The 23,363-nt window shown below is 67.3% G+C and carries 27 protein-coding genes; 9 read left to right on the forward strand and 18 right to left on the reverse strand.

The window, feature by feature from the left end; genetic code table 11:
- Positions 1-92 precede the first annotated feature (92 nt).
- The 4 genes from hslV to NX780_RS04065 all read left to right on the forward strand — a co-directional run bounded on the left by hslV (position 93) and on the right by NX780_RS04065 (position 3,269).
- Positions 93-629, forward strand: a complete 537-nt coding sequence (gene hslV, locus NX780_RS04050; RefSeq protein ID WP_258826569.1) for an ATP-dependent protease subunit HslV — start codon at positions 93-95, stop codon at positions 627-629.
- Positions 630-643: 14 nt separating this feature from the next.
- Positions 644-1,978, forward strand: a complete 1,335-nt coding sequence (gene hslU, locus NX780_RS04055; RefSeq protein ID WP_258826755.1) for an ATP-dependent protease ATPase subunit HslU — start codon at positions 644-646, stop codon at positions 1,976-1,978.
- 29 nt (positions 1,979-2,007) lie between these two features.
- On the forward strand, positions 2,008-2,211 hold the full coding sequence (locus NX780_RS04060) for a hypothetical protein (RefSeq protein WP_258826570.1): 204 nt from the start codon (positions 2,008-2,010) through the stop codon (positions 2,209-2,211).
- A gap of 323 nt (positions 2,212-2,534) precedes the next feature.
- Entirely contained in the window at positions 2,535-3,269 is a 735-nt protein-coding gene (locus NX780_RS04065; RefSeq protein ID WP_258826571.1) for a helix-turn-helix domain-containing protein, read from the forward strand.
- Positions 3,270-3,347: 78 nt separating this feature from the next.
- Here the strand turns inward: NX780_RS04065 and NX780_RS04070 are convergent, their stop codons facing one another.
- The 16 genes from NX780_RS04070 to gpmA all read right to left on the reverse strand — a co-directional run bounded on the left by NX780_RS04070 (position 3,348) and on the right by gpmA (position 19,138).
- The gene (locus tag NX780_RS04070) at positions 3,348-4,055 is read right to left on the reverse strand and encodes a hypothetical protein (RefSeq protein ID WP_258826572.1); all 708 of its coding nucleotides are present in this window, start codon (positions 4,053-4,055) and stop codon (positions 3,348-3,350) included.
- A gap of 27 nt (positions 4,056-4,082) precedes the next feature.
- Entirely contained in the window at positions 4,083-5,303 is a 1,221-nt protein-coding gene (gene gspF / locus NX780_RS04075; protein ID WP_258826573.1) for a type II secretion system inner membrane protein GspF, read from the reverse strand.
- Between the two features lie 10 nt (positions 5,304-5,313).
- Positions 5,314-6,735 carry a type II secretion system ATPase GspE gene (gene gspE / locus NX780_RS04080; protein ID WP_258826574.1) on the reverse strand — a complete coding sequence of 474 codons (1,422 nt, stop codon included), beginning with the start codon at positions 6,733-6,735 and terminating at the stop codon, positions 5,314-5,316.
- 7 nt (positions 6,736-6,742) lie between these two features.
- Entirely contained in the window at positions 6,743-9,064 is a 2,322-nt protein-coding gene (gene gspD / locus NX780_RS04085; RefSeq protein WP_258826575.1) for a type II secretion system secretin GspD, read from the reverse strand.
- Positions 9,064-9,837, reverse strand: a complete 774-nt coding sequence (gene gspN, locus NX780_RS04090) for a type II secretion system protein N (RefSeq protein ID WP_258826576.1) — start codon at positions 9,835-9,837, stop codon at positions 9,064-9,066. The genes gspD and gspN overlap by 1 nt, the downstream gene beginning before the upstream one ends.
- Positions 9,834-10,352, reverse strand: coding sequence for a type II secretion system protein M (locus NX780_RS04095; RefSeq protein ID WP_258826577.1), 519 nt, complete (start codon positions 10,350-10,352; stop codon positions 9,834-9,836). The genes gspN and NX780_RS04095 overlap by 4 nt, the downstream gene beginning before the upstream one ends.
- The gene (gene gspL / locus NX780_RS04100; protein ID WP_258826578.1) at positions 10,352-11,557 is read right to left on the reverse strand and encodes a type II secretion system protein GspL; all 1,206 of its coding nucleotides are present in this window, start codon (positions 11,555-11,557) and stop codon (positions 10,352-10,354) included. The genes NX780_RS04095 and gspL overlap by 1 nt, the downstream gene beginning before the upstream one ends.
- 16 nt (positions 11,558-11,573) lie before the next feature.
- Positions 11,574-12,575 (reverse strand): type II secretion system minor pseudopilin GspK, encoded by a 1,002-nt coding sequence (gene gspK, locus NX780_RS04105; protein WP_258826579.1) that lies wholly within the window; start codon positions 12,573-12,575, stop codon positions 11,574-11,576.
- On the reverse strand, positions 12,575-13,195 hold the full coding sequence (locus NX780_RS04110; protein WP_258826580.1) for a PulJ/GspJ family protein: 621 nt from the start codon (positions 13,193-13,195) through the stop codon (positions 12,575-12,577). Before NX780_RS04110 ends, gspK begins: the two co-directional genes overlap by 1 nt.
- A complete protein-coding gene (gene gspI, locus NX780_RS04115; protein WP_258826581.1) occupies positions 13,192-13,575 on the reverse strand; it encodes a type II secretion system minor pseudopilin GspI in 384 nt (127 codons plus the stop codon). The genes NX780_RS04110 and gspI overlap by 4 nt, the downstream gene beginning before the upstream one ends.
- A gap of 7 nt (positions 13,576-13,582) precedes the next feature.
- On the reverse strand, positions 13,583-14,059 hold the full coding sequence (gspH, locus tag NX780_RS04120) for a type II secretion system minor pseudopilin GspH (protein WP_258826582.1): 477 nt from the start codon (positions 14,057-14,059) through the stop codon (positions 13,583-13,585).
- A gap of 9 nt (positions 14,060-14,068) precedes the next feature.
- The gene (gene gspG, locus NX780_RS04125; RefSeq protein ID WP_258826583.1) at positions 14,069-14,509 is read right to left on the reverse strand and encodes a type II secretion system major pseudopilin GspG; all 441 of its coding nucleotides are present in this window, start codon (positions 14,507-14,509) and stop codon (positions 14,069-14,071) included.
- A gap of 124 nt (positions 14,510-14,633) precedes the next feature.
- Entirely contained in the window at positions 14,634-15,398 is a 765-nt protein-coding gene (locus tag NX780_RS04130; RefSeq protein WP_258826584.1) for a HesA/MoeB/ThiF family protein, read from the reverse strand.
- 64 nt (positions 15,399-15,462) lie between these two features.
- Positions 15,463-16,956 carry a S41 family peptidase gene (locus NX780_RS04135; RefSeq protein WP_258826585.1) on the reverse strand — a complete coding sequence of 498 codons (1,494 nt, stop codon included), beginning with the start codon at positions 16,954-16,956 and terminating at the stop codon, positions 15,463-15,465.
- 8 nt (positions 16,957-16,964) lie between these two features.
- Positions 16,965-18,383 (reverse strand): murein hydrolase activator EnvC family protein, encoded by a 1,419-nt coding sequence (locus tag NX780_RS04140; RefSeq protein ID WP_258826756.1) that lies wholly within the window; start codon positions 18,381-18,383, stop codon positions 16,965-16,967.
- 8 nt (positions 18,384-18,391) lie between these two features.
- The gene (gpmA, locus tag NX780_RS04145) at positions 18,392-19,138 is read right to left on the reverse strand and encodes a 2,3-diphosphoglycerate-dependent phosphoglycerate mutase (protein ID WP_258826586.1); all 747 of its coding nucleotides are present in this window, start codon (positions 19,136-19,138) and stop codon (positions 18,392-18,394) included.
- A gap of 89 nt (positions 19,139-19,227) precedes the next feature.
- Between gpmA and NX780_RS04150 the strand changes: the two genes are divergently transcribed.
- From NX780_RS04150 to NX780_RS04170, 5 genes are all read left to right on the forward strand, one after another.
- A complete protein-coding gene (locus NX780_RS04150; RefSeq protein WP_258826587.1) occupies positions 19,228-19,629 on the forward strand; it encodes a rhodanese-like domain-containing protein in 402 nt (133 codons plus the stop codon).
- A 22-nt stretch (positions 19,630-19,651) separates the two neighbouring features.
- Entirely contained in the window at positions 19,652-19,915 is a 264-nt protein-coding gene (grxC, locus tag NX780_RS04155; RefSeq protein ID WP_231060583.1) for a glutaredoxin 3, read from the forward strand.
- Between the two features lie 149 nt (positions 19,916-20,064).
- Complete coding sequence (gene secB / locus NX780_RS04160; RefSeq protein ID WP_258826588.1) at positions 20,065-20,523, forward strand: protein-export chaperone SecB; 459 nt, start codon at positions 20,065-20,067, stop codon at positions 20,521-20,523.
- Positions 20,524-20,612: 89 nt separating this feature from the next.
- Positions 20,613-21,053 (forward strand): SH3 domain-containing protein, encoded by a 441-nt coding sequence (locus tag NX780_RS04165; RefSeq protein ID WP_258826589.1) that lies wholly within the window; start codon positions 20,613-20,615, stop codon positions 21,051-21,053.
- A gap of 19 nt (positions 21,054-21,072) precedes the next feature.
- The gene (locus NX780_RS04170; RefSeq protein WP_258826590.1) at positions 21,073-22,104 is read left to right on the forward strand and encodes an NAD(P)H-dependent glycerol-3-phosphate dehydrogenase; all 1,032 of its coding nucleotides are present in this window, start codon (positions 21,073-21,075) and stop codon (positions 22,102-22,104) included.
- 160 nt (positions 22,105-22,264) lie between these two features.
- On the opposite strand, the gene NX780_RS04175 is transcribed toward NX780_RS04170, so the two are convergent.
- Both NX780_RS04175 and NX780_RS04180 read right to left on the reverse strand, forming a co-directional pair.
- The gene (locus NX780_RS04175) at positions 22,265-22,639 is read right to left on the reverse strand and encodes a cupin domain-containing protein (RefSeq protein ID WP_258826591.1); all 375 of its coding nucleotides are present in this window, start codon (positions 22,637-22,639) and stop codon (positions 22,265-22,267) included.
- 17 nt (positions 22,640-22,656) lie between these two features.
- The gene (locus NX780_RS04180; protein WP_258826592.1) at positions 22,657-23,349 is read right to left on the reverse strand and encodes a DUF2461 domain-containing protein; all 693 of its coding nucleotides are present in this window, start codon (positions 23,347-23,349) and stop codon (positions 22,657-22,659) included.
- Positions 23,350-23,363 lie beyond the last annotated feature (14 nt).

A 23,363-nucleotide genomic window follows, 5' to 3' on the forward strand; every position in this document is an offset into this window, starting at 1 on the left:
TTTTGCCAGCTCGACAGTTTTTGAAGTCGGCCGTCTTGCAATCCGGTCCATGCGCCCCATCTGCGGGTGGCTAGACAACCACGAGGCTTAATATGGAACAATTTCACGGCACCACCATCGTCAGCGTGAGGCGCGGCGAGCAAGTCGCGCTGGGCGGCGATGGCCAGGTCACGCTGGGCAACGTCGTCATGAAAGGCTCGGCGCGCAAGGTGCGCAAGCTGTACCAGGGCAAGGTCCTGTGCGGATTCGCCGGCGCCACCGCCGACGCCTTTACCCTGCTCGACCGCTTCGAAGCCAAGCTGGAAAAACACCAGGGCAACCTGCTGCGCGCCTCGGTCGAACTGGCCAAGGACTGGCGCACCGACCGCATGCTGAGCAAGCTCGAGGCCATGCTGCTGGTCGCCGACCGCGAATCGACCCTGATCATCACCGGCAACGGCGACGTGCTGGAACCCGAGGACGGCCTCGGCGCCATCGGCTCGGGCGGCGTGTACGCCCATTCGGCCGCCAAGGCCCTGTACGAGAACACGGAGATGGCGCCGGCGGAGATCGTGAAAAAATCGCTCACCATCGCCGGCGAGCTGTGCATCTACACCAACCTGAACCACATCATCGAGACCCTGGAATGAACTCGTCCCCCATCATGAACATGACGCCGCCCGAGATCGTCTCGGAGCTGGACAAGCACGTGGTCGGCCAGGGCAAGGCCAAGCGCGCGGTCGCGATCGCGCTGCGCAACCGCTGGCGCCGCCAGCAGGTACAGGAACCGCTGCGCCACGAGATCACCCCGAAGAACATCCTCATGATCGGCCCGACCGGCGTCGGCAAGACCGAGATCGCGCGCCGCCTGGCCAAGCTGGCCGACGCGCCCTTCATCAAGATCGAAGCGACCAAGTTCACCGAGGTCGGCTATGTCGGCCGCGACGTCGACACCATCATCCGCGACCTGATCGACATCGGCGTCAAGCAGACCCGCTTGAGCGAGCAGAAAAAGGTGCGCCAGCGCGCCGAGGACGCGGCCGAAGACCGCATCATCGACATCCTGGTGCCGCCGGCGCGTGACTTCGGCTTCAATGTGAGCAACGGCGACAGCAAGGAGGGCGACGCCACCCGCCAGACCTTCAGGAAGCGCCTGCGCGAAGGCTCGCTCGACGACCGCGAGATCGAGATCGACGTGGCCGAGCCCACGCCGCAGATGGAAATCATGGCGCCGCCGGGCATGGAAGAAATGACCGAGCAGATCAAGTCGATGTTCGCCGGCGTCGGCAATGCGCGCAAGAAGCCGCGCAAGCTGAAGATCAAGGATGCGATGAAGCTGCTGGTGGACGAAGAGGCCGCCAAGCTCGTCAACGAAGACGAGCTGAAGCAGAAGGCCATCGCCAACGTCGAACAGAACGGCATCGTGTTCCTGGACGAGATCGACAAGATCGCCACCCGTTCCGAGCACGGCGGCGCCGACGTCTCGCGCGCCGGCGTGCAGCGCGACCTGCTGCCGCTGGTCGAGGGCACGACGGTGAACACCAAGTACGGCATGATCAAGACCGACCACATCCTGTTCATCGCCTCGGGCGCCTTCCACCTGTCGAAGCCGTCGGACCTGATCCCGGAACTGCAGGGCCGCTTCCCGATCCGCGTCGAGCTGGAATCGCTGTCGATCGAGGATTTCAAGAGCATCCTGACCTCGACCGACGCCAGCCTGACCAAGCAGTACGAGGCCCTGCTCGCGACCGAGGGCGTGAAGGTCGATTTCACGGATGAAGGCATCCACCGCCTGGCCGAGATCGCCTTCTCCGTCAACGAGCGCACCGAGAACATCGGCGCACGCCGCCTGTACACGGTGATGGAAAAGCTGCTCGAGGAAGTCTCGTTCACGGCCGGCGCCGCGGGCGAGCAGGTGGTCACGATCGACGCGGCCTACGTCAACGGGCGCCTGGACGCGCTGTCGGTCAACGAAGACCTGTCCAGGTACGTCCTGTAATCGCGTTTATTCATTCAAAGGAGAAGCGCATGGCGAACAAGGCACTGGCGACGCGGCAGAAGATGCGGCTGCGCGTGGAGCCGTCGCAGCAATTCGGCAAGCCGCGCAACCCGATCGCCGCGCTGGCCAAGGCCAGGTCCGCCGGGCCGCACGCCAAGCCGCTCTCGAGCGAGCGGCAGGAGGCCAAGCGCATGCTGAAGAAGGCCAAGCTGGTCGCGGACGACGACGAGTAAGCCGCACTTTCCTGAAGAATCCCCTTGGCGGACCGCGCGAGCGTGTCCGCCTTTTTTGCTTTTGTAGGGTGGCGCGGCTCCACCCGGACGCGTGCATACCTGGGGAACTAACGCCGCCCACGCGTTCAAACCACGGTGCTGCTGCCCGCTCGTCCATTCATCCACTGGTTGAACGCGTGGGCGGCGGTTACGACGCGGGCTGATCACATCGTCGGGTGGAGCCGCGCCACCCTACGGTCCCCGGCGATGCATACGCCCGCGGTATTGCTCAATGTATCGTTCGCAGGTACATTCAGTCGAGATTACCCATCCATAGGAAAACCATGAGCTCCCCCGAACAGGTCCTCGACGTCCTGCGCGCCGAACTGCGCGCCACCGGCATCACCTACAAGGGCCTGGCCGAGCGCATCGGGGTAAGCGAATCGAGCGTCAAGCGCATGTTCGGGCAGAAGGACATGGCGCTGTCGCGCCTGGCGCAGATCTGCCAGGTGACCGGCATCGCCATGGAAGACGTGCTGCGCCGGGCCGCCGATGCGCGGCCCCAGGCGGATGCCCTCACCCTGCCCCAGGAGACCTCGCTGGTGGCCAATCCGCGCCTGCTCCTGATGGCGATCTGCTGCCTCGGGCACTGGTCGCTGGAACAGGTGATCGAGACCTATCGCCTGACGGAAGCCGAATGCATCACCCTGCTGGCCGAGCTCGACCGGCTGGGCCTGATCGAGCTGAAACCCCTGAACAGGTACAGCCTGCGCGTCTCGAATGCCTTCCGCTGGCTGCCGGACGGCCCGGTGCAGCGCTTTTTCCGCGAACACGTGGTGGCCGATTACTTCGCGGGCGGCTTCAACCGCCCGGGTGAAGCCCTGATGTGCCTGCCTGCCCGCCTGTCCAGCGCCAGCGCCCAGGAGCTGGCCCAGAAGATCGCCCAACTGGCCGGCGAACTGGCGCGCCTGCATCGCAACGACCGCCGCCTGCCGCCCGAGGACCGCGAAGGCTACACCCTGTTGCTCGGTTTCCGGTCCTGGGAATTCGCGGCCTTCACGGCCCTGAGGCGCAGCTAGCCGCAGCAAACGAAGAAGGCCGCATCGTTGCGGCCTTCTTCGTTTGGTGCTTGGAACCTATCCCATAAGAATGGGTTTTTACTGCACCGGCGCCGGCTGGCCCGGATTGACGTTCCTGGTCGGCGGCGGCATCTGCGTCTGGTTCGGCGGCGGCGGCGGCTGGTCGGGCGGGGGGCCGGACTGGTCGGCCGCGCCCGGGTCCATCTGCGGCTCGGGCACCACCTGCGGCTGGCCGGTGGTCGGCACGGCTTGCGCCGGCACACCCTGCTGCATGCCCGGCGGCGCCACCACGGCGCCCGGCGAGGTCTGGGGTTCGATGCCCGGGGCCGGTTCGGTTGCCACAGGCTCCGCGCGCGGGGCCGGCGGAACGCCGCCGCCATTTTGCGACGGCCCGGTATCGGGCGCCAGGTCGACCCGCTTCATCACGCCGCCCTCGGACAGCATCACATAGCGCGGATGCACCTCGGCCACGGTCACGCCGGGCACGATCTCGCGGCCGATGCGCACGGCCTTGGGCGGCGAGCCGTCGGCCACCAGGATGACGGCGCTGTTCGCGCCGGCCGCCACCACGCCGGTCAGCTGGTAATTCGAGATCGCCACCGCCGCCGGCTGGCCGCCGAACAGGGTGGCGGCCGCGTCCATGCTGGGTTCGGCTTGCACCACGGCGGGCGGCGGCGCCAGCGGACGCTGCTCGGGCCGGTACAGCTGCAGGAACCAGTAGGCGACCGACGCCGCCAGCAGGATCAGGGCCAGCACGGTGAGGAGAAGGGGCAAGCGCTTGTTCATGTCTTATTGTTTTTCCGTGTTCATGTCTTACTGCACCAGCTGGTTGATTTCGATAATCGGCATCAGGACCGCCAGCACGATCAGCAGCACCACCAGGCCCATGGCCAGGATCAGCACCGGCTCGAGCAGGCCGGCGATGGTCAGCGTGCGGCGCTCGAGATCGGCCTGCTGGGAACTGGCCGCGCGCTCGAGCATGGAGGGCAGTTCGCCGGTGATCTCGCCGGCGCGGATCATGTGCACCAGCATGGGCGGGAAATGCTTCTGCGCCGACAGCGCGCGCGCCAGGCTCACGCCCTCGCGCACGCTGGCCGTGGCCTGCTCGACCAGTTCGCGCATGGCGACGTTCGACAGGGTGTCGCGGCTGGTCTCGAGCGCCCGCAGGATGGGCACGCCGGAACCGGTCGTGATCGCCAGCGTGCTGGCGAAGCGCGCCGTGTTCAGGCTGCGCTCGAACTTGCCGTAGACGGGCGCGTTCAGCAGCCAGGTGTGCCAGCGCCGCTTCAGGTCCGGGTTGCGCAGCGCGCGCCGCCACAGCCAGAAGGCGCCCACGATGAGGATGGCCATGTAGATGCCGTAGGCGCGGACGAAGTCCGAGATCGCCAGCATCATCACCGTGAGGAAGGGCAGCTTTTGCTTGGTGTTGGCAAACACCGAGACGATCTGCGGCACCACATAGGTGAGCAGGAAGATCACGATGGCGAAGGCCACCACGGTGACGATCGCCGGGTAGGTAAACGCCAGGCGCACCTTCTGCACCAGGGCATTGCGGCGTTCGATGTAGTCGGCCAGGCGCGACAGCACGCGCGCCAGCTGGCCGATCTGTTCGCCCGAGGAGACGAGCGCGCGGTAGATCTCGGCGAAGTCGCGCGGGTGGCGCGACAGCGCCGACGAGAAGGAGACGCCGCCCATCACCTCGGAACGGATCGAGGCGATCAGGTCGCGCACATAGGGGCGCTCGGCCTGTTCCAGCAGGGCGGTGAAGGCCTGTTCGAGCGGCAGCCCGGCTTCCAGCAGGCTGGCCAGCTGGCGCGTGAACAGGGCCAGCTCGACCTGGGACAGGCGCTCGCCCAGGCCACGCGAGCGGGTGGCGCCGGTTTCATCGACCTGGGCCGCGATCTGCTCGACCGACAGCGGCGTCAGGCCTTGCGTGCGCAGGTCGGCGCGCGCCGAGCGCGGGCTGTCGGCATTGACGACACCCTTCCTGGTGGCGCCGCCGGCGTCGACGGCTTCATAGCGAAATGCCGGCATTGTTCAGCCTTTAATCCTTGGTGACACGCACGAGTTCCGCGCGCGTGGTGGTGCCGTCCGCCAGCCAGCGCTCGCCATCCTCGCGCATGGTCTTCATGCCGTTCTTCTGGGCCGTCTCGCGTATCTCGGCTTCGGACGCCTGGTTGTGGATCTGGGCGCGGATCTCTTCGGTGGTTTCCAGCAGCTCGTAGACGCCGACCCGGCCGTGGTAGCCGGTGTGGCCGCAGCGCTCGCAGCCGACCGCATGCCAGCCGCTGGCATCATTGACCTTGCAGTAGACGCAGAGTTTGCGGACCAGGCGCTGGGCCATCACGCCCAGCAGGGAGGACGACAACAGGAACGGTTCGATGCCCATGTCCAGCAGGCGGGTGACGGCCGAGGCCGAGTCGTTCGTGTGCAGGGTCGCCAGCACCAGGTGGCCGGTGAGCGAGGCCTGCACCGCGATCTGCGCCGTCTCCAGGTCGCGGATCTCGCCGATCATGATCACATCCGGGTCCTGGCGCAGGATCGCCCGCAGGGCCTTGGCGAAGGTCATGTCGATGCGCGCATTGACCTGGGTCTGGCCGACGCCGTTGAGGTCGTACTCGATCGGGTCTTCCACCGTCATGATGTTGGTGGTGGACGCGTTCAGGCGCGACAGCGCCGCGTACAAGGTGGTGGTTTTACCGGAGCCGGTCGGGCCCGTCACCAGCACGATGCCGTGGGGCTGGTTGATCAGGCGGTCGAACTGCGGCAGCATGTCCGGCGCCATGCCGAGGTGGCCGAGGTCGAGGCGCCCGGCTTCCTTGTCCAGCAGACGCAGCACGGCGCGCTCGCCATGGCCGGTCGGCAGGGTCGAGACGCGCACGTCGACGGGTTTGCCGCCGATGCGCAGGGTGATGCGGCCGTCCTGCGGCAGGCGCTTCTCGGCGATGTCGAGCTGCGACATGATCTTGATACGCGAGATCAGGGAGGCGTGGATCGCCTTCTTGGGACGCACGATGTCGCGCAGCGCGCCGTCGACGCGGAAGCGCACCACCGAGGTCTGCTCGAAAGGCTCGATGTGGATGTCCGAGGCGCCTTCGCGCAGCGACTGCGTGAGCAGCGCGTTGATCATGCGGATGACGGGCGCATCGTCCGAGGATTCCAGCAGGTCTTCGATGGCGGGCACGTCCTGCAGCAGCCTGGTGAGGTCGAGGTCGGCATCGAATTCATCGACCACCTGCGAGGCGTCGCCGCCGGCGCCGGCATAGGCCTTGGCGATCGCATCGTCGAGCTCGCCACGTTCGAGGCGGCGCAGGGTGATGCGGCCGAAGCGGCGCGACACCTCCGCGATGGCGGCGGGCGCCGTGGCGCTGGAGACCAGCACTTCGATCGGCTGTCCCGCTTCCTCGCCGCCGCGCGCCAGCACGCCGTGGTCACGGGCGAAGGCGAAAGGCAAGAGATTGTTCATGTTCACATCACTTCTGGTTCGATGGCGTCACCGGACGGAACTGCGAGGCCGGCTGCTGTCCCTGCTGACCTTGCTGCTGGGGCGGCACCGGCTGGCCGCTGGCTGCGCCGGGCGCGGCGCCCGCAGCCGGGGCCGTCTGCACCGGCGCGGTCGCCATGGTGCCGCCGACGGGAGGCTGGCCGTTGGTCAGCGGCGGCAGCAGCGGCGCGCCGAGGCTGCGCATCAGGATGGTCTGTTCTTCCTGTGCCTGGCCGGCGGCGCCGGCGGCGCGCATGTATTCGTAGCGGTCCATGGCGATCGAATTCGATGCTTCCTTGCTGCGCACCACGACCGGGCGCAGGAACACCATCAGGTTGGTCTTGGTCCGGGTGCGGCTGCGGTACTTGAACAGGTTGCCCAGCACCGGGATGTCGCCCAGGCCGCGTACTTTCTCTTCGCCATCGCCCTCGGTGTCTTCGATGAGGCCGCCGAGCACGATGATCTGGCCGTCGTCGGCCAGCACATTGGTCTCGATCGCACGGACATTGGTCGTCAGGCCGGACGCGGCATTGCGGGTGGACTGGTCGACGCTGGAGTTCTCGTGGTAGATCGCCATCTTGATCGTACCCCCTTCCGAGATCTGCGGGCGCACTTTCAGGAGCAGGCCGACGTCGCGGCGGTCGACCGTGGTGAAGGGATTGCCGCCGCCGGTGGTCGAGTTGGTGGTGTAGGAGCCCGTGATGATCGGGACGTTCTGGCCGACCTTGATGGTGGCCAGCTCGTTGTCGAGGGTGATCATGTTCGGCGTCGACAGGATGTTGCCGTTGCCGTCGTTTTCCAGCGCGCGCGCCACCGCGCCCAGGCCGAGCTCGCCGCCGACCTGGCGGAACAGGCCGATGGTCAGGCCCGGCACCGAGGGCACGCCGGTATCGGCGGAGAGGCCGTTGCGCGCGGCCGCGACCAGGTTGACGATATTGCTGTTGGTGCCGCTGCTGAAGGACTGCAGGCCGCCGATGCGGTACTTGCTGTCGGAGTCGCCGCTGGCGCCGATCCACTGCACGCCGAATTCGGAGGCCTTGTTGGAGGTGACTTCGACCACCAGCGCTTCGATATAGACCTGGGCGCGGCGCACGTCGAGCTGGTCGATGACGTTGCGCAGGTTGCGGTAGACCGCGTCCGGCGCGGTGATGATCAGGCTGTTGGTCGAAGCATCGGCCTGGATGAAGCCGGAACCCTGGCCGCCGCCGGCGCCGCCCGCGGTGAGCTGGCTCTGCTGGCCGTAGGTGTTGCCGGTGCCGGCCATGCCGGTGCTGCTCTGCTGGCCCTGCTGGCCACCGAGGCCGCCCTGGCCGGTGCCGCTCGTTGCGCCCGCCTGGATCGAGCCGCCCGAGGTGCCCTGCTGCTGCACCGGCACGGCGGAGGCATCCTGCGAGACCACGGCGCGCAGGGTCTGCGCGACGCGGCTGGCGTCGGCGTTTTTGAGGTAGACGACGTGGATATTGCCTTGTGTCGAGGTCTGCTGGTCGAGGCGGGCGATCAGGGACTTGGCGAGATTCGCGCGCGCCTGCGAAGGCGCGCGCACGACCACCGAGTTGGTGCGCGGATCGGCCAGCACCGTGACGCGGCCCGAGTCGCCGCCGGCCGCCGGTTCCATCAGGCGCTGCACCAGGGTGGCGATGTCGCTGGCAATGGCGTTGCGCACCGGGATGACCTCGAGGTCGGCCGCCACCGGGGTGTCGAGCGCGGCGATGATCTTGGCCAGGCGGCGCAGGTTGTCGGCGTAGTCGGTGATGACCAGGGTGTTGTTGCCCGGGTTCGCCATGATGGAATTGTTCGGCGAAATCAGGGGACGCAGCACGGCCGTCAGGTTGGCCGCCGACTCATAGGCCAGGTAGAACACCTGGGTGGCGATCTGGTCGCCGGTGGCCTTGCTGGCGCGCACGCCGCCGACCTGGGTCGGCGCGGACTGGGCCTTGGCTTCCGCTTCCGGCACCACCTTGGCATAGCCGTCGCCGCTGGTCACCACCGCATAGCCCTGCAGGCGCAGGGTCGAGGTGAGCAGGCCGAAGGCCTGGGTCTTGGTCAGCGATTTCTCGGAGACCAGGGTGATCGTGCCCTTGACGCGCGGGTCGATGATGAAGGTCATGCCGGTGTAGTGGCCGATCGCCTTGATCACCGACTCGATGTCGGCATTGACGAAGCTCAGCGCGGCGGCATTCGGATTGTCCTGGGCCCAGGCGGGTGCAGGCGGCACGGCCAGGGTCGCCGCGCAGCACAGCATGGCGCCGGCCGCGATGCGGCGCAGCGAGGGGATGGCGGGGGCGAAGGTGGTACGGGAAATTTTCTTCATTATCTGAACTCGAGTGCGATTATGTTCTTGCCGTTCACCATGCGGCGCTGGCCCAGCAGATTGAGCATATTGCCCAGCGTCTCTTCGTAACCGTCGGCGGCCGAGGCCTGGCCGGAAAAGCGCAGCCGGCCGTTCTGCAATGCGCCCGCGCCCGACAGGACCAGGGCGCCGCGCACCGTGCGCAGGTTCAGGTCGGCCTGGCTGCCGCGCCAGTCGAACACCATCTCGTAGCTGCCGAGCGGCCGGATCGGCGCCATGCGCGAACCCATGTCGGTGAGGCTCAAGACCGTGCGGCCCTGCACCGTCACGCTATTGGGCTGGCGCAGCAGGTCGAGGGTGTTCCACACCAGCCGGATGCTGCCGGTGGGCGCCAGGGTGTTGAGCGGCGCGCCGAGGCCGGCCAGGCCCTCGGCCGGCAGCAGCAGTTCGCCGCTGCTCACCTGCCACTGCGACCAGCTGCCTTCGATGCGTACCGGACCCGCCAGCGCCTGCGGGTTCTCGACCGTCATGCTCACCGAACCGAACAGCACCAGCGGCGACAGGCGCCAGGCGAAACGTCCCGGCAGCAGCGGCGTCACCGCACCGCCCTCGCCGGGCGCCCCGCCGATAAAGGCTGAGCCGTTCCAGAGCGTACCCTGCGCATCCCCGAGAGTCAAACGGCCGCCCGTCTGGCGCTCGACCATGGGACCGAGCCAGGAAGCGGGCAGGAAGGCGAGGACCGTGACCAGCACCGCCAGCACGACCAGCGCCGACCAGGCAAGCAGGCGCTTCATTGCGGCGTGCCCAGGTTCTGGCGCAAGGTGAGTGTGGCATCCACCTGCCCCGCCGCCGGCAGCCCGGTGAAGGCGGCGTCCTGCACCTGGATGCGGTTCTCGCGGCGCTGGGCATCGAGCCAGGCCACCAGGTTGGCGAAGGAGACGTTGTTGAACTGGACCTTGGCGTATTCGCCGGTGAGCGTGAGCGAACCGGGCACCAGGCTGCGCTGGGCCAGGCTGGCCGTCAAGGCCTCGCGGGTCATGGGCGCCGGCGGCGGCGCCGGGTTGGCGGCCAGGGCGCCGGCCTCGGCGGCCATGGTCTGCAGCTGGGCGGCCTGCTGGCGCAGCTGGGGCAGCGAACGCTGCAGGCGGTCGCGCCCTTCGATGGCGGGCGCCAGCAGCAGCGCATACACAAGGGCGACGAGGACCACGGCCGCGCCGATGGCGAGGAATTTGCGCTCCTGCTCGGTGCGGGCCAGCCAGTAGGCGAGCGCGCGTTCGCGCAGGGCCACGATAGTTGCTGCTGCTTTCATCAAGGGGCTCCGGTGCTGCGAATCGCCCAGGTCGCGGGCGCGGTTTCTTCCAGGCTCAGGTTGCGCGCGCTCAAGGCGGTGCGCAGCTGGCCCGTTGTAGCGGGGTCGACGGTTTCAGGTTTGACCCGAACAGTCAGGGTGCGTTCGCGGAACTCCATTGACGCAATGCCGGGCGGACGCGGTAGCGTGCGTGTCGTTTCGCCCAGCACGCCGGCCATCCAGCCGAATTCGCCGCTCGAGACCTGGCCGCCGGCCGCCTTGGCGCGGGCAATGTTCTGCTGCATCTGGGCCACCGGATCGATCACCGGCTGGTTCGGGTAGGCATTGCGGAAGGTCTGGCTCATGCCCTCGCGCACGGCGGTGGCTTCGCGCTTCAGGCGCAGCCATTCGATGTTGACGCCGATGATGTTGACCACGATGGCGGCGATGGCGAGGCGGATCGGCCAGCGCCAGCGGCTCCAGTCACGCTGGGCGACGCCGGCCGTTCCCAGGCCCGGGACCAGGTCCAGGGTGCTGCTTTTACTTCCTGCGATCCAGTGAGCCCAGGCATCGCTTTCCAGCGCGATGCCGGGACCGGCTTCGGCCAGCAGGGCCTGGTATTCGCCCAGCTGCTCGTGCGGCACGTAGAGCACCAGCGGGGCATCGCCGGCCAGCGCGCGCGCCGTCTGCAAAACGGCCGAGGGGTTGCCGTCGAGGGCCAGGCCGAGGCCTTCGTACTGGCCCTGGCGCAGCAGCAACTCTCCGGCGCCGATGGCGGCGCTGGCGCTGCCCGGCTGCAGGGGCAGGCACAGCTGCGAAGGCATGGCGGCGACCGCGCGCGCGCCCATGCCGAGCAGGGCTTTCACGAGCGGTTCGAACCAGTCGCGCTGCACCACGGCGACCGGGCGGCGGCCGTCGGGCAGCGCGGGGCCGGCGACCAGCACGGCATCGAGCGGGTCGCCGAGGATATGTTCTTCGACCAGGGCCGGCAGGGCCGCGCGCAGGCGGGCACCGGTGAGCGGCGGGGCCTGGACCGCCAGCAGGGTGACGTCGGCGCCGGCCAGCAGCACCACCACGCGGCGGCTGGCGGCAACCATGTCGCCCAGGTTGCGCAACAGGCCTTCGCCCTGCTGCGCGATGGCGCCGCCGTCGTCGACCAGGGCGAAACGGCACAGGGCGCCTTCGCCTTCGGCTCTGGCCGGGTGCCGGATATAAAGTGTAGTCAAACTGTCTCGCTTTCTTCTAGTTCTGGCGGGTCCAGATCACGGTGGTGCCACCGCCGCCGCTGCTGATCAGCGGCTTGCGCTGGATCAGCGATTCCGCGTTCAGGGCGGCGCGATCGAGCCGTATCCGGCTCTGCACCAAAAACCAGCTGCTTTTCACATCAAATACATCCTGCGGGATGCCCTCGCCGCCGCGCACCTGGCTGCGGAAGGTGGCCTCGTCGCGCCAGGCAGCCGTCTTGCGCCGCGCCACCAGGCTGCCGGCCTCGGACAGCGACATGTCCGGGATCAGGGCCGCCAGCAGCTCGGCCGGTGCGGTATTCACGTTCAGCGGCGTCTTCTCCGGCAGCACGATCAGGAAGGGCTTGAGCTGCGCCAGGATCGCCGGCGTCATGCCCTGCACCGCCAGCAGGTCGTCGACCTGCACCAGCGGGACCGGCAGGCCGCTGGCCGGCGGCAGCTGCGTCTGCGGCGTCTTCTCGTCTTCGTCCACCCCCGGCGTTCCCTGCCCGGGCGCCGCCGCCGGCGCCGAACGCTGGCCCTGCGCCACGAAGATGGTCACCCTTTGCGCCAGCCGGGTATCGAGCCGCAGCACGTTCAGCAGGCGCAGGAAGATCGCCTGCTGCGCCGGGTCCGGCTCACCCTGCTGCGCCAGGTTGGCGAGATTGTAACGCGACGTGGCGTCGATAATGTTACCGGACAGTGAAGCGTCGAAGGCTTCGCCTTCCAGGCGTTCGCGCTCGATGTACTGGTCCAGGCGGGTTTCGGCCAGCGGGGTGGCCCAGACCTGGTCGAGCGAGGTGTAGGGCAGCTCCTGGCGCAGCACCACGCTGGCCCAGTCCAGCGCCCCGCGCAGGATCCACTTGGTCTGCAGTTGCAGGCGCTGGTTCTCCAGGGTGCGCACCTGCACCTGCTGCTGCCAGAACAGGCTGGCGACGATCGAGATGGCGAGCGTCGTGAGCAGCAGCGCAGTAACGACTGCGACCCCGCGCTGCCTCTGGCGACGAATGAAGCTTCGCATCAGGTGCCCCCCAGCAGCAAAGCCTTGACCATGGGCGCGGCCAGTCCCTGCGAGGTGAGGCTGACCTGGATGCCGTCCGGCTCGAGCGGCTGGCCGCCTTCGGTAGCTGGGGCCGCTTCCTTGCGCCAGGCATTGGCCTGCCAGACCTGGATGCCCATCGCCGCCAGCCCGGTCTGCAGCACCACCGGGGTGGCCGACTCGGTGGGCGCGTCGCTGGCGACCGCCTGCCACAGGGCGTCGAGCTGGACCAGGTCGCGGGTGCCGCGCGATTCGCGCCGCACCAGGGTGCCGTTCACCACGCGGTAGGACACCACCACCAGCTGGGTCGGCTCATTTTCGTTGTAGACCTTGCGCACCAGGGTGAGGCGGTCGTCTTCCCAGAGCAGGTTGACGCGGTTGCCGAGCAGGCTGCGCGGCGCCAGGTGTTCGCAGTCGCTCTGCATCTGGGCAAAGGCGAGCTGCATGCCGCGCGTGACTTCCATCTGCTGGGTCAGGGCGATCCGGGCGCGCACGATGCCGTCCAGCCCGCGCCAGCCGAGCACGGCCAGGATGGCGAGGATGCTGATCGCCACCAGGAGTTCGACGAGGGTAAAGCCGCGGCGCCGTTTCTGCGGTCTCATAATCTGGATGGCCTGAGCACGAGCTGAACCAGTTTGACGATGCGGCGCTGCGGACGTTCGGCATCGAACACCGAGACTTCGATCCGGCGCAAGAGCGGGTTCGGACTGGTCAGCACCTGCTCTTCGCAGATCAGGTTCAGGTCGCCTTGCGGACAGGGGAAATTGCGCTTGCCGACTTCGGGGAATTCGCGTCCCAGGCGGATCTGCACCAGGCGGTTTTCGGCCGACCAGGTCGCCATCATCGAGGCGCGCAGGCCGGCGCTGTTGCTGGTCAGGCTGCCGACGGCGCGCAGGCCGGCGCCGAGGGCGGTGCCGACGATGACGAGGGCGACCAGCACTTCGAGCAGGGTAAAACCGGCAGGAGAGGCGCGCATTTTCATGGTCGCATCACTCGACAGTGAAATGGCCGACGCCGTCGGCGCGGATCGCCACGGCATTGTTGCCGGACGCCAGGGTCAGCACGAAAGGCTTGTCGACCGGCTCGCGTCCGAAGGTGATGCGCAGCTGGTTCGGATCGGCGCCGGGATTCGGCTCCAGCACCAGGCGCAGCGGGGCCTGCTTGAAGGGACGTTCGCGCAGCAGGTCGTCGCGGGTGACCGGCTCCCAGCCGGTGTCATTGCGCACGATGAAACGGTAGCGCTCGGAATTGGCCTCGAAGGCCACCAGGCGGTTGCGCACGATCGCCTCGTCGCGCGCCAGCTGCAGCAGCAGGGCCAGGCGCTGGGCCTCTTCCTGCAGGTTCTGGCGCGGCGAGGGAATCGCATTGAGCGAAGCGAGGCCCAGCGTGATGCCGATGATGACCATCACGACCAGCAGCTCCACCAAGGTAAAGCCGCGTGGAGCTCGGGTGCGCTGGGCGCGCATGAAAAAACCTTATTCCCAGGAACCGACGTCGGCATCCTCGCCGGTACCGCTGGGCTGGCCATCGGCGCCCAGCGAGAACACGTCCACCTCGCCATGGATGCCAGGCGACAGGTACTGGTAAGGGTTGCCCCACGGGTCTTTCGGTAGCTTTTCCATGTAGCCGCCTTCTTTCCAGCCGTTGGCGGCAGGACCGGAAGTCGGCTTGGTGATCAGTGCCTGCAGGCCCTGTTCGGTGCTCGGATAGCGCTGGTTGTCGAGCTTGTAGAGCTTGAGCGCCTGCATCATGGTGGCGATGTCGGTCTTGGCGGCCGTCACGCGCGCCTCGCCGGTACGGCCCAGCAGCTTCGGCACGACCAGGGCGCCGAGGATGCCGATGATGACCACGACGACCATGATCTCGACCAGGGTGAAACCACGTGCGCGCTTGAAACGTTGCGAATCGATGTGCATGGATGTCTTTACAAGGATGTCGGTTGAAGGCTGACAGTATAAGGCCACATGCGGGCAGGGGCTACCGTGTGCACGTAGGAAATTGTAAAGATTTTGACCAGTTTAATCCTGTCTTAATGCGGTCTTATTCATGTGTTATTGCACGGTTTGCGCACACCGGACAGGCGGGATTGCGGGCGACCCGGACCGTGTTCCAGTCCATGGCGCGTCCGTCCAGCAGCAGGAGGCGCCCGGCAAGCGGCTCGCCGATGCCCGCCACCAGCTTCATCGCCTCGGCCGCCTGCATGGCCCCGACCACGCCGACCAGGGGCGCGAACACGCCCATGGTGCTGCAGGCCACGTCTTCGAAGCCGCTGTCCTCGGGAAAGAGGCAGGCGTAGCACGGGGCCTCGGGCCGGCGCGTGTCGAAGACGGCGAGCTGGCCGTCGAAGCGGATCACGGCGCCGGACACCAGCGGCTTGCCCTCTTCGACGCAGGCGCGGTTGATGGCGTGGCGGGTGGCGAAGTTGTCGGTGCAATCGAGTACGACCGTGGCGCTTCGCACGAGTTCCCGCAGGCGCTCGCCGGCGACGCGCTCGCGCAGCGCCGTCACGTCGATCTCCGGGTTGATGGCCAGCATGGCCGCGCGACCGGACTCGACCTTGGGCTGGCCGACGCGTTCGCTCGTGTGCATGACCTGGCGCTGCAGGTTCGTCAGGTCGACCTCGTCGTCGTCCACCAGGGTGATGTGGCCGATGCCGCCCGAGGCTAGGTAAAGGGCGGCGGGCGAACCGAGGCCGCCGGCGCCGATGACGAGGGCGTGGGCGTCGAGCAGACGCTGCTGGCCGTCGATGCCGATGTCGTCGAGGAGGATGTGGCGGGAGTAGCGCAGGAGCTGGTGGTCGTTCATGGGATGCGGGGAACGTCGGACCGGGCCCGCTGCGCGGGGCCCGGTTCCGTCAGGCAATGAGGGACTACTTCTTGGCCGGCGCCCTGATCTCGGGTGGCTTGGTCTCCGCCCCCGGCAATGCCTTCGGCGCCGCCGGCTTCGCCTCTTCCGGATCCGACTGGGCCAGCTGCACGGGCTGCCCCTTGAAGTGGTTGATCGCCTGCGCCAGCTGGAAGTCGTCCTTGCTGCCGTAGTCGAGCGGCTTGCGGTCCTTCAGCTGGGCGACCGCGCGCTGCTGGGCTTCCAGCGCGGCACGGGCCGCCCCCTCCTTCTGGTCCTTCGCGGCCGGCGTTTTCTCGGCCTCGCCGGCCAGGTGGCGCTGCAGGTCGGATTCGCGCACGCGCAGCACGGCCAGGGCGTCGCCCTCGGCGGTCTCGTCCACGCGCATGTCGGGCACGATGCCGACGGCCTGGATCGGGCGCCCTTTCGGGGTGTAGTAGCGCGCCGTGGTCAGCTTGACGGCGGTGTCGGGCGAGAGCTGGCGCAGGGTCTGCACCGAGCCCTTGCCGAAGGTCTGGCTGCCCATGATGATGGCGCGCTTGTAGTCCTGCAGGGCGCCGGCGACGATCTCGGATGCCGAGGCCGAGCCGCCGTTTACCAGCACCACCATCGGCACGGTTTTCAGGCCCGCGGGCAGGCCCGCCAGCGGGTCGGCGCCGCGCTGGGCATAGTATTCGCGGCGGCCGTAGAACTGCTGGTTCGAGTCGGCCAATTGGCCCTTGGTCGAGACGATCAGCTGGTCGGGTTTCGGCAGGAAGGCGGCCGACACGCCGATCGCGCCGGGCAGCAGGCCGCCGGGATCGTTGCGCAGGTCGAGTACCAGGCCCTTGATCTCCGGGTTCTCGGCGTACAGGGCCTTGGCCTTCTTGGCCAGCTCCTCGACAGTGTTTTCCTGGAACTGGCTCACGCGCAGCCAGGCATAGCCGGGCTCGACCATCTTGGCCTTGACGCTCTGGACCACGATTTCCTGGCGCTGCACTGGCACCACCCAGGGGCGGTCCTCGCCGCGGCGCGCGATGGTGAGCGTGACCTTGCTGCCGGCCTTGCCGCGCATGCGCTTGATCGCCTCGTCCAGCGACATGTTGCGGACCGGGACATTGTCGATGCGGGTGATCAGGTCGCCCGCCTTGATGCCGGCCTTGTGCGCCGGGGTGTCCTCGATGGGGGCGACGATCTTGACGTAGCCGTCCTCGCTGGCCACCTCGACGCCGACGCCGACGAACTTGCCGGCCACCGCTTCCTTCATCTCGCGGAAGGCTTTCTGGTCGAGGTAGGTCGAGTGCGGGTCGAGCGAGGCGACCATGCCGCCGATGGCTTCGGACAGGAGCTTCTTGTCCGACACCGGTTCGACGTAGTCGGTCTTGATCAGGCCATAGACGTCGGCCAGCTGGCGCAGCTCGTCGAGCGGCAGCGGCGACTCGACGCCTTTCTGCGCATGGGCCGAGAGCTGGAAGGTGGCGGCCACGCCGGCCACCATGCCAAGTCCGATGAGTCCGAGATTCTTCGCCTTGCTACCCATGTGTGTCCTTAGAATTTGACCCAGCTTGCGGGGTCGAAGACCTTGCCGCGGTACCTGAGCTCAAAGTATAGCCCCGATTCCTCGTTGCCGCCGGTATTGCCCGCGCTGGCGATCACCTCGCCAGGGCGCACCATGTCGTTCACGCGCTTGAGCAGGGCCGAGTTGTTGCCGTAGACCGACCAGTACTCGCCGCCGTGGTCGACGATGAGCATATTGCCCCAGCCGCGCATCCAGTCCGCGTGCACCACGCGGCCCGCTGCGACGGCGCGCACTTCGGTGCCTTCCGGCGCCTTGATGAAGATGCCTTTCCAGCTCACCCCTTCGCCGCGGCGCGCGCCGAAGCGGGCGGCCACGGTGCCGTTCACCGGCGGGCTCAAGCGCCCCTTGAGGGCGGCGAAGGCGCCGGCCGGGGCCGGCGGCGCCAGCGGGACTTCCTGCGGCGGCGGCGCGCTCGGCTTCTCCACCGGCCTGGGCTGCTCGGCCACCTTCGGCGGTTCCGGTTCCGGCTCCGGCCTGGTGCCCGGCTTGGCGTTCTGGCGCGCGATGCGTTCGCGCTCGGCCTTCTCGGCGGCGGCCTTGGCCCGCGCCAGGGCGCGCGCCTTCTCTTCCGCCTCGGCCTTGGCCTTCGCGGCGGCGAGCGCGGCCTGGCGGCGGCGCTCGGCCTCGGCCTGCTGGCGGATCAGGATGGTCAGGCGGTCCACCAGGGCCGCCATGCGCTGTTCGTCGCGCTGCAGGCGGTCGGCCTGCTTGCGCTGGTCGGCCAGGCGGGTCGACAGGTTCTGCAGCAGCGCCGCGCGCTTGCCCTTTTCCTGTTCCAGCCTGGTCTTTTGCTGTTGCTGCTCCTGGGCGATTTCCTGCAGCTCGAGCTGGGCGTTCTCGACCTTGTCGCGGTTGGCCTCGACCTCGGCCAGGTTGGCGCGCAGGGAATCCAGCAGCTTCGCCTGCGCCTGCGAGACGTAGGCCATCATCTGCAGGTCGCGGTTGATGCGGTTCGGGTTGTCGCCGGACAGCAGCAGCTTGATCCGGTCTTCGTTGCCGGCCACGTAGTGCTCGCGCAGCAGCTGGGACAACTGTTTCTTTTGATTAACAATTGTCTCCTGCAGCCTCTGTCCCTGGGTCGACAGGTCGTGCAGGCGGGTGCTGGTGGCGTCCTGCTCCTCGGCCAGGTCGCGCAAGGCGCGGTTGGCGTCGGAGATGGCCGCTTCGGACTCCGCCAGTTCGTCGGCGGCGTCCTCGCGCGCGTCCTCGGTGCGGGCGATGTCCTTGCGGATCGCCTCCAGCTTCTGCTTGACCCCGGCGCGCTGCTTCTCCGCGGTCGCCTTCTGGCGGCTGCGTTCGGTCTGGCGCTGGGCGTTGGCGGGGCTGGAAAGGACCAGGGCCAACAGCGCACAGATCAGCGCGCTGCCGGCGGACTTCGTGGATGGCAAACGCAAGCTTACTTCGCCTTCCCTTGGTTGGCCACGGCCGCCATGGCGGCGGCGATCGCGTCCTGGTCGCCCAGGTAGTAATGCTTGATCGGCTTGAGGTTTTCATCCAGCTCGTACACGAGCGGCTGGCCGTTCGGGATGTTCAGGCCGACGATGTCGCTGTCGCTGATGTTGTCCAGCATCTTGATGATGGCGCGCAGGCTGTTGCCGTGGGCCGAGATCAGGATCTTCTTGCCGGCGCGGATGGCCGGGGCGATTTCCTCGTCCCAGGCCGGCATCACGCGGGCCACGGTATCCTTCAGGCACTCGGTCAGCGGAATCTGTTCTTTCGACAGGCTCGCATAGCGCGGATCGTTGAAGGAGGTGCGCTCGTCGCCTTCTTCCAGCGCGGGCGGCGGGGTGTCGTAGCTGCGGCGCCAGACCAGCACCTGCTCGTCGCCGAATTTCGCCGCGGTTTCGGCCTTGTCCAGGCCCTGCAGGGCGCCGTAGTGGCGCTCGTTCAGGCGCCAGTCGTTCTTGACCGGCAGGTACATCATGTCCATCTCGTCCAGCGCCAGCCACAGGGTGCGGATCGCGCGCTTGAGCACCGAGGTATAGGCCACGTCGAAGGTGAAACCGGCTTCCTTGAGCACGCGGCCGGCGGTCTTGGCCTCGTTGATGCCCTTCTCGGTCAGGTCGACATCGGTCCAGCCGGTGAAGCGGTTTTCCAGGTTCCAGGTGGATTCGCCGTGGCGCATGAATACGATTTTGTACATAAGCTCTTCTTCGGTTAAAAGGTGCGATTGAAATCCGGTCCGGCATCTATTTTATAATGCGCCGATTCAGTTCAACCATTGGAACCCTTGTGAAATTCATTCTCGATAATATCTTCGTGGTGGCGATCGCCGTGATTTCCGGTCTTGCCCTGCTCTGGCCAGCCCTCGCCCCGCGCGGCAAGCGCGCCACCGCCCTGCAGGCGACTCAGATGATCAACCGCGGCAAGACCCTCGTGCTCGACGTCAGGACGGGCGAGGAATTCGCGGCCGGCCACCTGCGCGACGCGAAACACATCCCGCTGGCAGACTTGGGCAATCGGATCGGCGAGCTGGAAAAGTCGAAGAACCGCACCGTGATCGTTGTGTGCCAGACCGGCGCGCGCGCGGACAAGGCGGTGCGCCAGTTGCAGGCCGCAGGCTTCGAGGACGCGCACGCGCTCGAAGGCGGCCAGGCAGCCTGGGTCGCGGCCGGCCTGCCGGTAACCAAGTAAAACCTTTTAGGAAGGAAGCATCATGAGCCAACACGTCGTTCTCTACCACACCGCCAGCTGCCCCTATTGCGTGCGCGCCGAGCGCCTGCTCGAAGCCAAGGGCGTGACCGACATCGAACGCATCCGCGTCGACCTGGACCCGGAACAGCGCCAGATCATGATGCAGCGCACCGGCCGCCGCACCGTGCCCCAGATCTACGTGGGCGACACCCATGTGGGCGGTTTCGACGACCTGTATGCGCTCGACCAGGCGGGCCGCCTGGATCCGTTGCTGGCTGGACAGTAAGTACGTACTTCGGCCCGCTTTGACGGGCTTCGGCGCCTGCGTCGGCGGGGGTATTGCATCCAAATTGATTTTGATACAATTGCCCTCGCGTTTGACCAAAGCACCGGGACGGCGCGTCCGTCCACCATTACTTAAAACGAAAGCGTTCCATGTCCGACGAAAACCTGCAACCAGTATTCCAAATCCAACGCGTCTACCTGAAAGACATGTCGCTGGAACAACCGAATTCCCCGGCCATCTTCCTCGAGCAGGAAGCCCCGACCATCGAAGTGTCGCTGGACGTCGGCGCCGAAGGCATCGCTGAAGGCATCTACGAGTCGACCGTGACCATCACCGTCACCGCCAAGGTCAAGGACAAGGTCGCTTTCCTGGTCGAAGGCAAGCAGGCTGGCATCTTCGAAGCCCGCAACATCCCGGCCGAGCAGATGGATCCGCTGCTGGGCATCGGCTGCCCGAATATCGTGTACCCGTACCTGCGCGCCAACATCGCCGACGTGATCAGCCGCGCCGGCTTCCCGCCGGTGCACCTGGCCGAGATCAACTTCGAAGCCTTCTACGCACAGCGCCAGCAGGCGATGGCACAAGCTGCCGCAGCACCTGCACAATAAGTTGTCCCCTTGCGGACGCCGCACTGCGGCGTCCGCTGCCTCCCCGGCGTCCCGCTTCCCCGCGGCGGCATGATCCTCCTGGACCCGCCATGAACCCATACCGCCTTCTCGCAAGCCTGCTGCTCGTGGCAGCGCCAGCCGTGTCCGCCTTCGAGTTCAAGAGCGTCGGCGCGCCTTCGGTGATCCTGTATGACACGCCGTCGCCCAAGGGAACGAAGATGTATGTCGCCCCGCGCGGCATGCCGCTGCAGGTCGTGTCGAGCTACGGTGACTGGGTCAAGGTGCGCGACGCCAACGGCGAGCTGGCCTGGACCGAAGCCAAGGGATTGAGCGCCCGCCGCAACGTGATCGTGCGCACGCCCGGCGCCAAGGTGTTCGCCGGGCCCGACGAGAATGCCCAGGTCCTGATGACGGCCGACAAGGGCGTCGTGCTGGAACTGGTCGACCCGACCGCGCTCGCCTGGATCCGTGTGCGCCACCGCGACGGCATCAACGGCTATGTCCGGTCGAACGATATCTGGGGCCTGTGATGCCCAAAGGCGAAACCACATGCTAGAACAGAAAAAACCTACCAAAATCACCGTCCTCGGCGCCGGCGCCTGGGGCACCGCCGTGGCGATCGCGCTCGCCAGCCGCCACGACGTGCTGCTGTGGGGCCGCAACCCGGCCCAGATGGCCGAGACCGAGGCCGCGCGCGAGAACCTGCATTACCTGCCGGGCCATCCGCTCCCTGGCGCCCTGCGCGTGAGCGCCGATTTCGAACAAGCCCTGGCCCACGTGATCGACGCCGGTGTCGACGATGCGCCGCTCCTGATCCTGGCCTGCCCGGTGGCCGGCCTGCGCCCCCTGCTGGGCCAGCTGAAAGGCCGCAAGATCCCCAACGCCGTGTGGCTGTGCAAGGGCTTCGAAGCCGGCACCAGCCTGCTGCCGCACCAGGTGGCGGCCGAGGTGCTGGGCAATGACATCCCCGTCGCCGCCCTGTCCGGCCCCTCGTTTGCGCAGGAAGTGGCGCGCGCCCTGCCCTGCGCCCTGTCCGTGGCCTCGACCTCCGAGCAGCTGCGTGAACGCGTGGTGGCTGCGGCGCACGGCAACAATATGCGCGTCTATTCCTGCGACGACATGATCGGCGTGGAAGTGGGCGGCGCGGTCAAGAACGTGATGGCGATCGCCACCGGCGCTTCCGACGGCCTGGGACTGGGCCTGAATGCGCGCGCGGCCCTGGTCACGCGCGGCCTGGCCGAGATCACCCGCCTGGGCGTGCACCTGGGCGCCCAGGCCCATACCTTCATGGGCCTGACCGGCATGGGCGACCTGATCCTGACCTGCACCGGCGACCTGTCGCGCAACCGGCGCGTCGGCCTGGCGCTGGCGCAGGGCAAGCAGCTGGACGCCATCGTGGCGGAACTGGGTCACGTGGCCGAAGGCGTGCCCTGTGCGAAGTCGGTGCGCGAGCTGGCGCGCAGGCTGGGGGTGGACATGCCGATCACCGAGGCGGTGGCCGCGGTGCTGTTCGATGGAGTACCGGCCACCGAGATGGCGCAACGCCTGCTGGCGCGCGATCCGCGCGACGAGCTGGCCTAAAACATTGAGGGGCGCTGGCGGCGCTAGTGCTGTTCAGTTTAGTAGGGTGCACGGCTTTGCCGTGCGCGCGTTCAGCTCCCATGTGAATGGATGCTGCATATGCAGTTCACACACTGTTTGAACGCGCGGACGGCATAGCCGTCCACCCTACCATAGGGTGTCAGTTGCCGGAACCGCGCGGATCCCGCGTCGGTCCGCCCGTGCGCACCGGGCCCAGCAGGATGGTCATGAGGGCGACCGCGTCCTTGTTGGCGCGGATCGCATGCGGCTCGCCGCCCGCCAGATAAACCATCTCGTTCGGCCGCAGGATCGTCGTGCGTCCGTGCGCATCGAAGGCGATTTCCCCTTCCAGGCAGACGAGGGTCATCTCGCCCTCGACCCGGTGCTCGGGCATCGGTTTTTCCTTCGGCAGCACGAGCCGGATCAGCTCCATGTGCTCGGTCTTCACCAGCGCGATCGAGGTGAAGTGGGCGATGTCGTCGTCGCCGCGCTGCAAGGCGATGCGTTCGCCCGATACTGCATGTTGCAAGGCCATGTGTCGCCCTCCTCTGTCTAGTCTTCTTCCTGGAACACCTCCGGCACGCTGCGCAGCCAGGTGACCAGCGCGAACGCGTCCTTCATGCCGCTGGCCAGCTGCGGCACCAGGAGTTCGGGGCGGTTCAGCAGCAGCGGCACCTCGATCCACACGAAATAGCTTTTCAGCTTCAGGTACTCGACCAGCGGGTGGTTCGGGTCGATGCCCTTCGGCGGGCGCTGCAAGGTGTCTTCGAACTGCAGGTCGCCGTAGGTCGCGCGGAGATGCTTATTCTTCAACATTTTCTGGAAGCCTGTCGCATCGTTGACGACGTGCTCGCGGATGGCCTTCAGGCGGTGCGCCGGCGGCAGGTACTCGCCCGCGCCGAACAGCAGCTTGCCGTCGGCCTCGATGTGGAAGTAGTAGGTCGGCCCGCCCGCGGCGCTGGGACGGCGCTTGTTCAGGGGTGCGATGCCCGCCGAGAAATGGGTTTTATAGGGGCGCTTGTCCTTGGCGAAGCGCACGTCGCGGTGGATGCGGAACAGCGCCTTCTTCGGGTCGCAGCCGGCCACCTGTTTGTCGAAGGCGCCCAGCTCCTTGATGAGTTCCGTGACGACGTCGAGGAATTCCGCGCGCAGGATGTCGTAGCGCGGCTTGTTCATGATGAACCAGGGGCGGTTGTTGTTCTCGCTGAGCTCGCTTAAAAATTGCGTCAGGTCACGCAGGTGCATGCAATGGTCCGAAG

Origin of the sequence: Massilia agri (genome assembly GCF_024753255.1) — a bacterium.
In the GTDB taxonomy this organism is placed as follows: domain Bacteria; phylum Pseudomonadota; class Gammaproteobacteria; order Burkholderiales; family Burkholderiaceae_D; genus Telluria; species Telluria agri.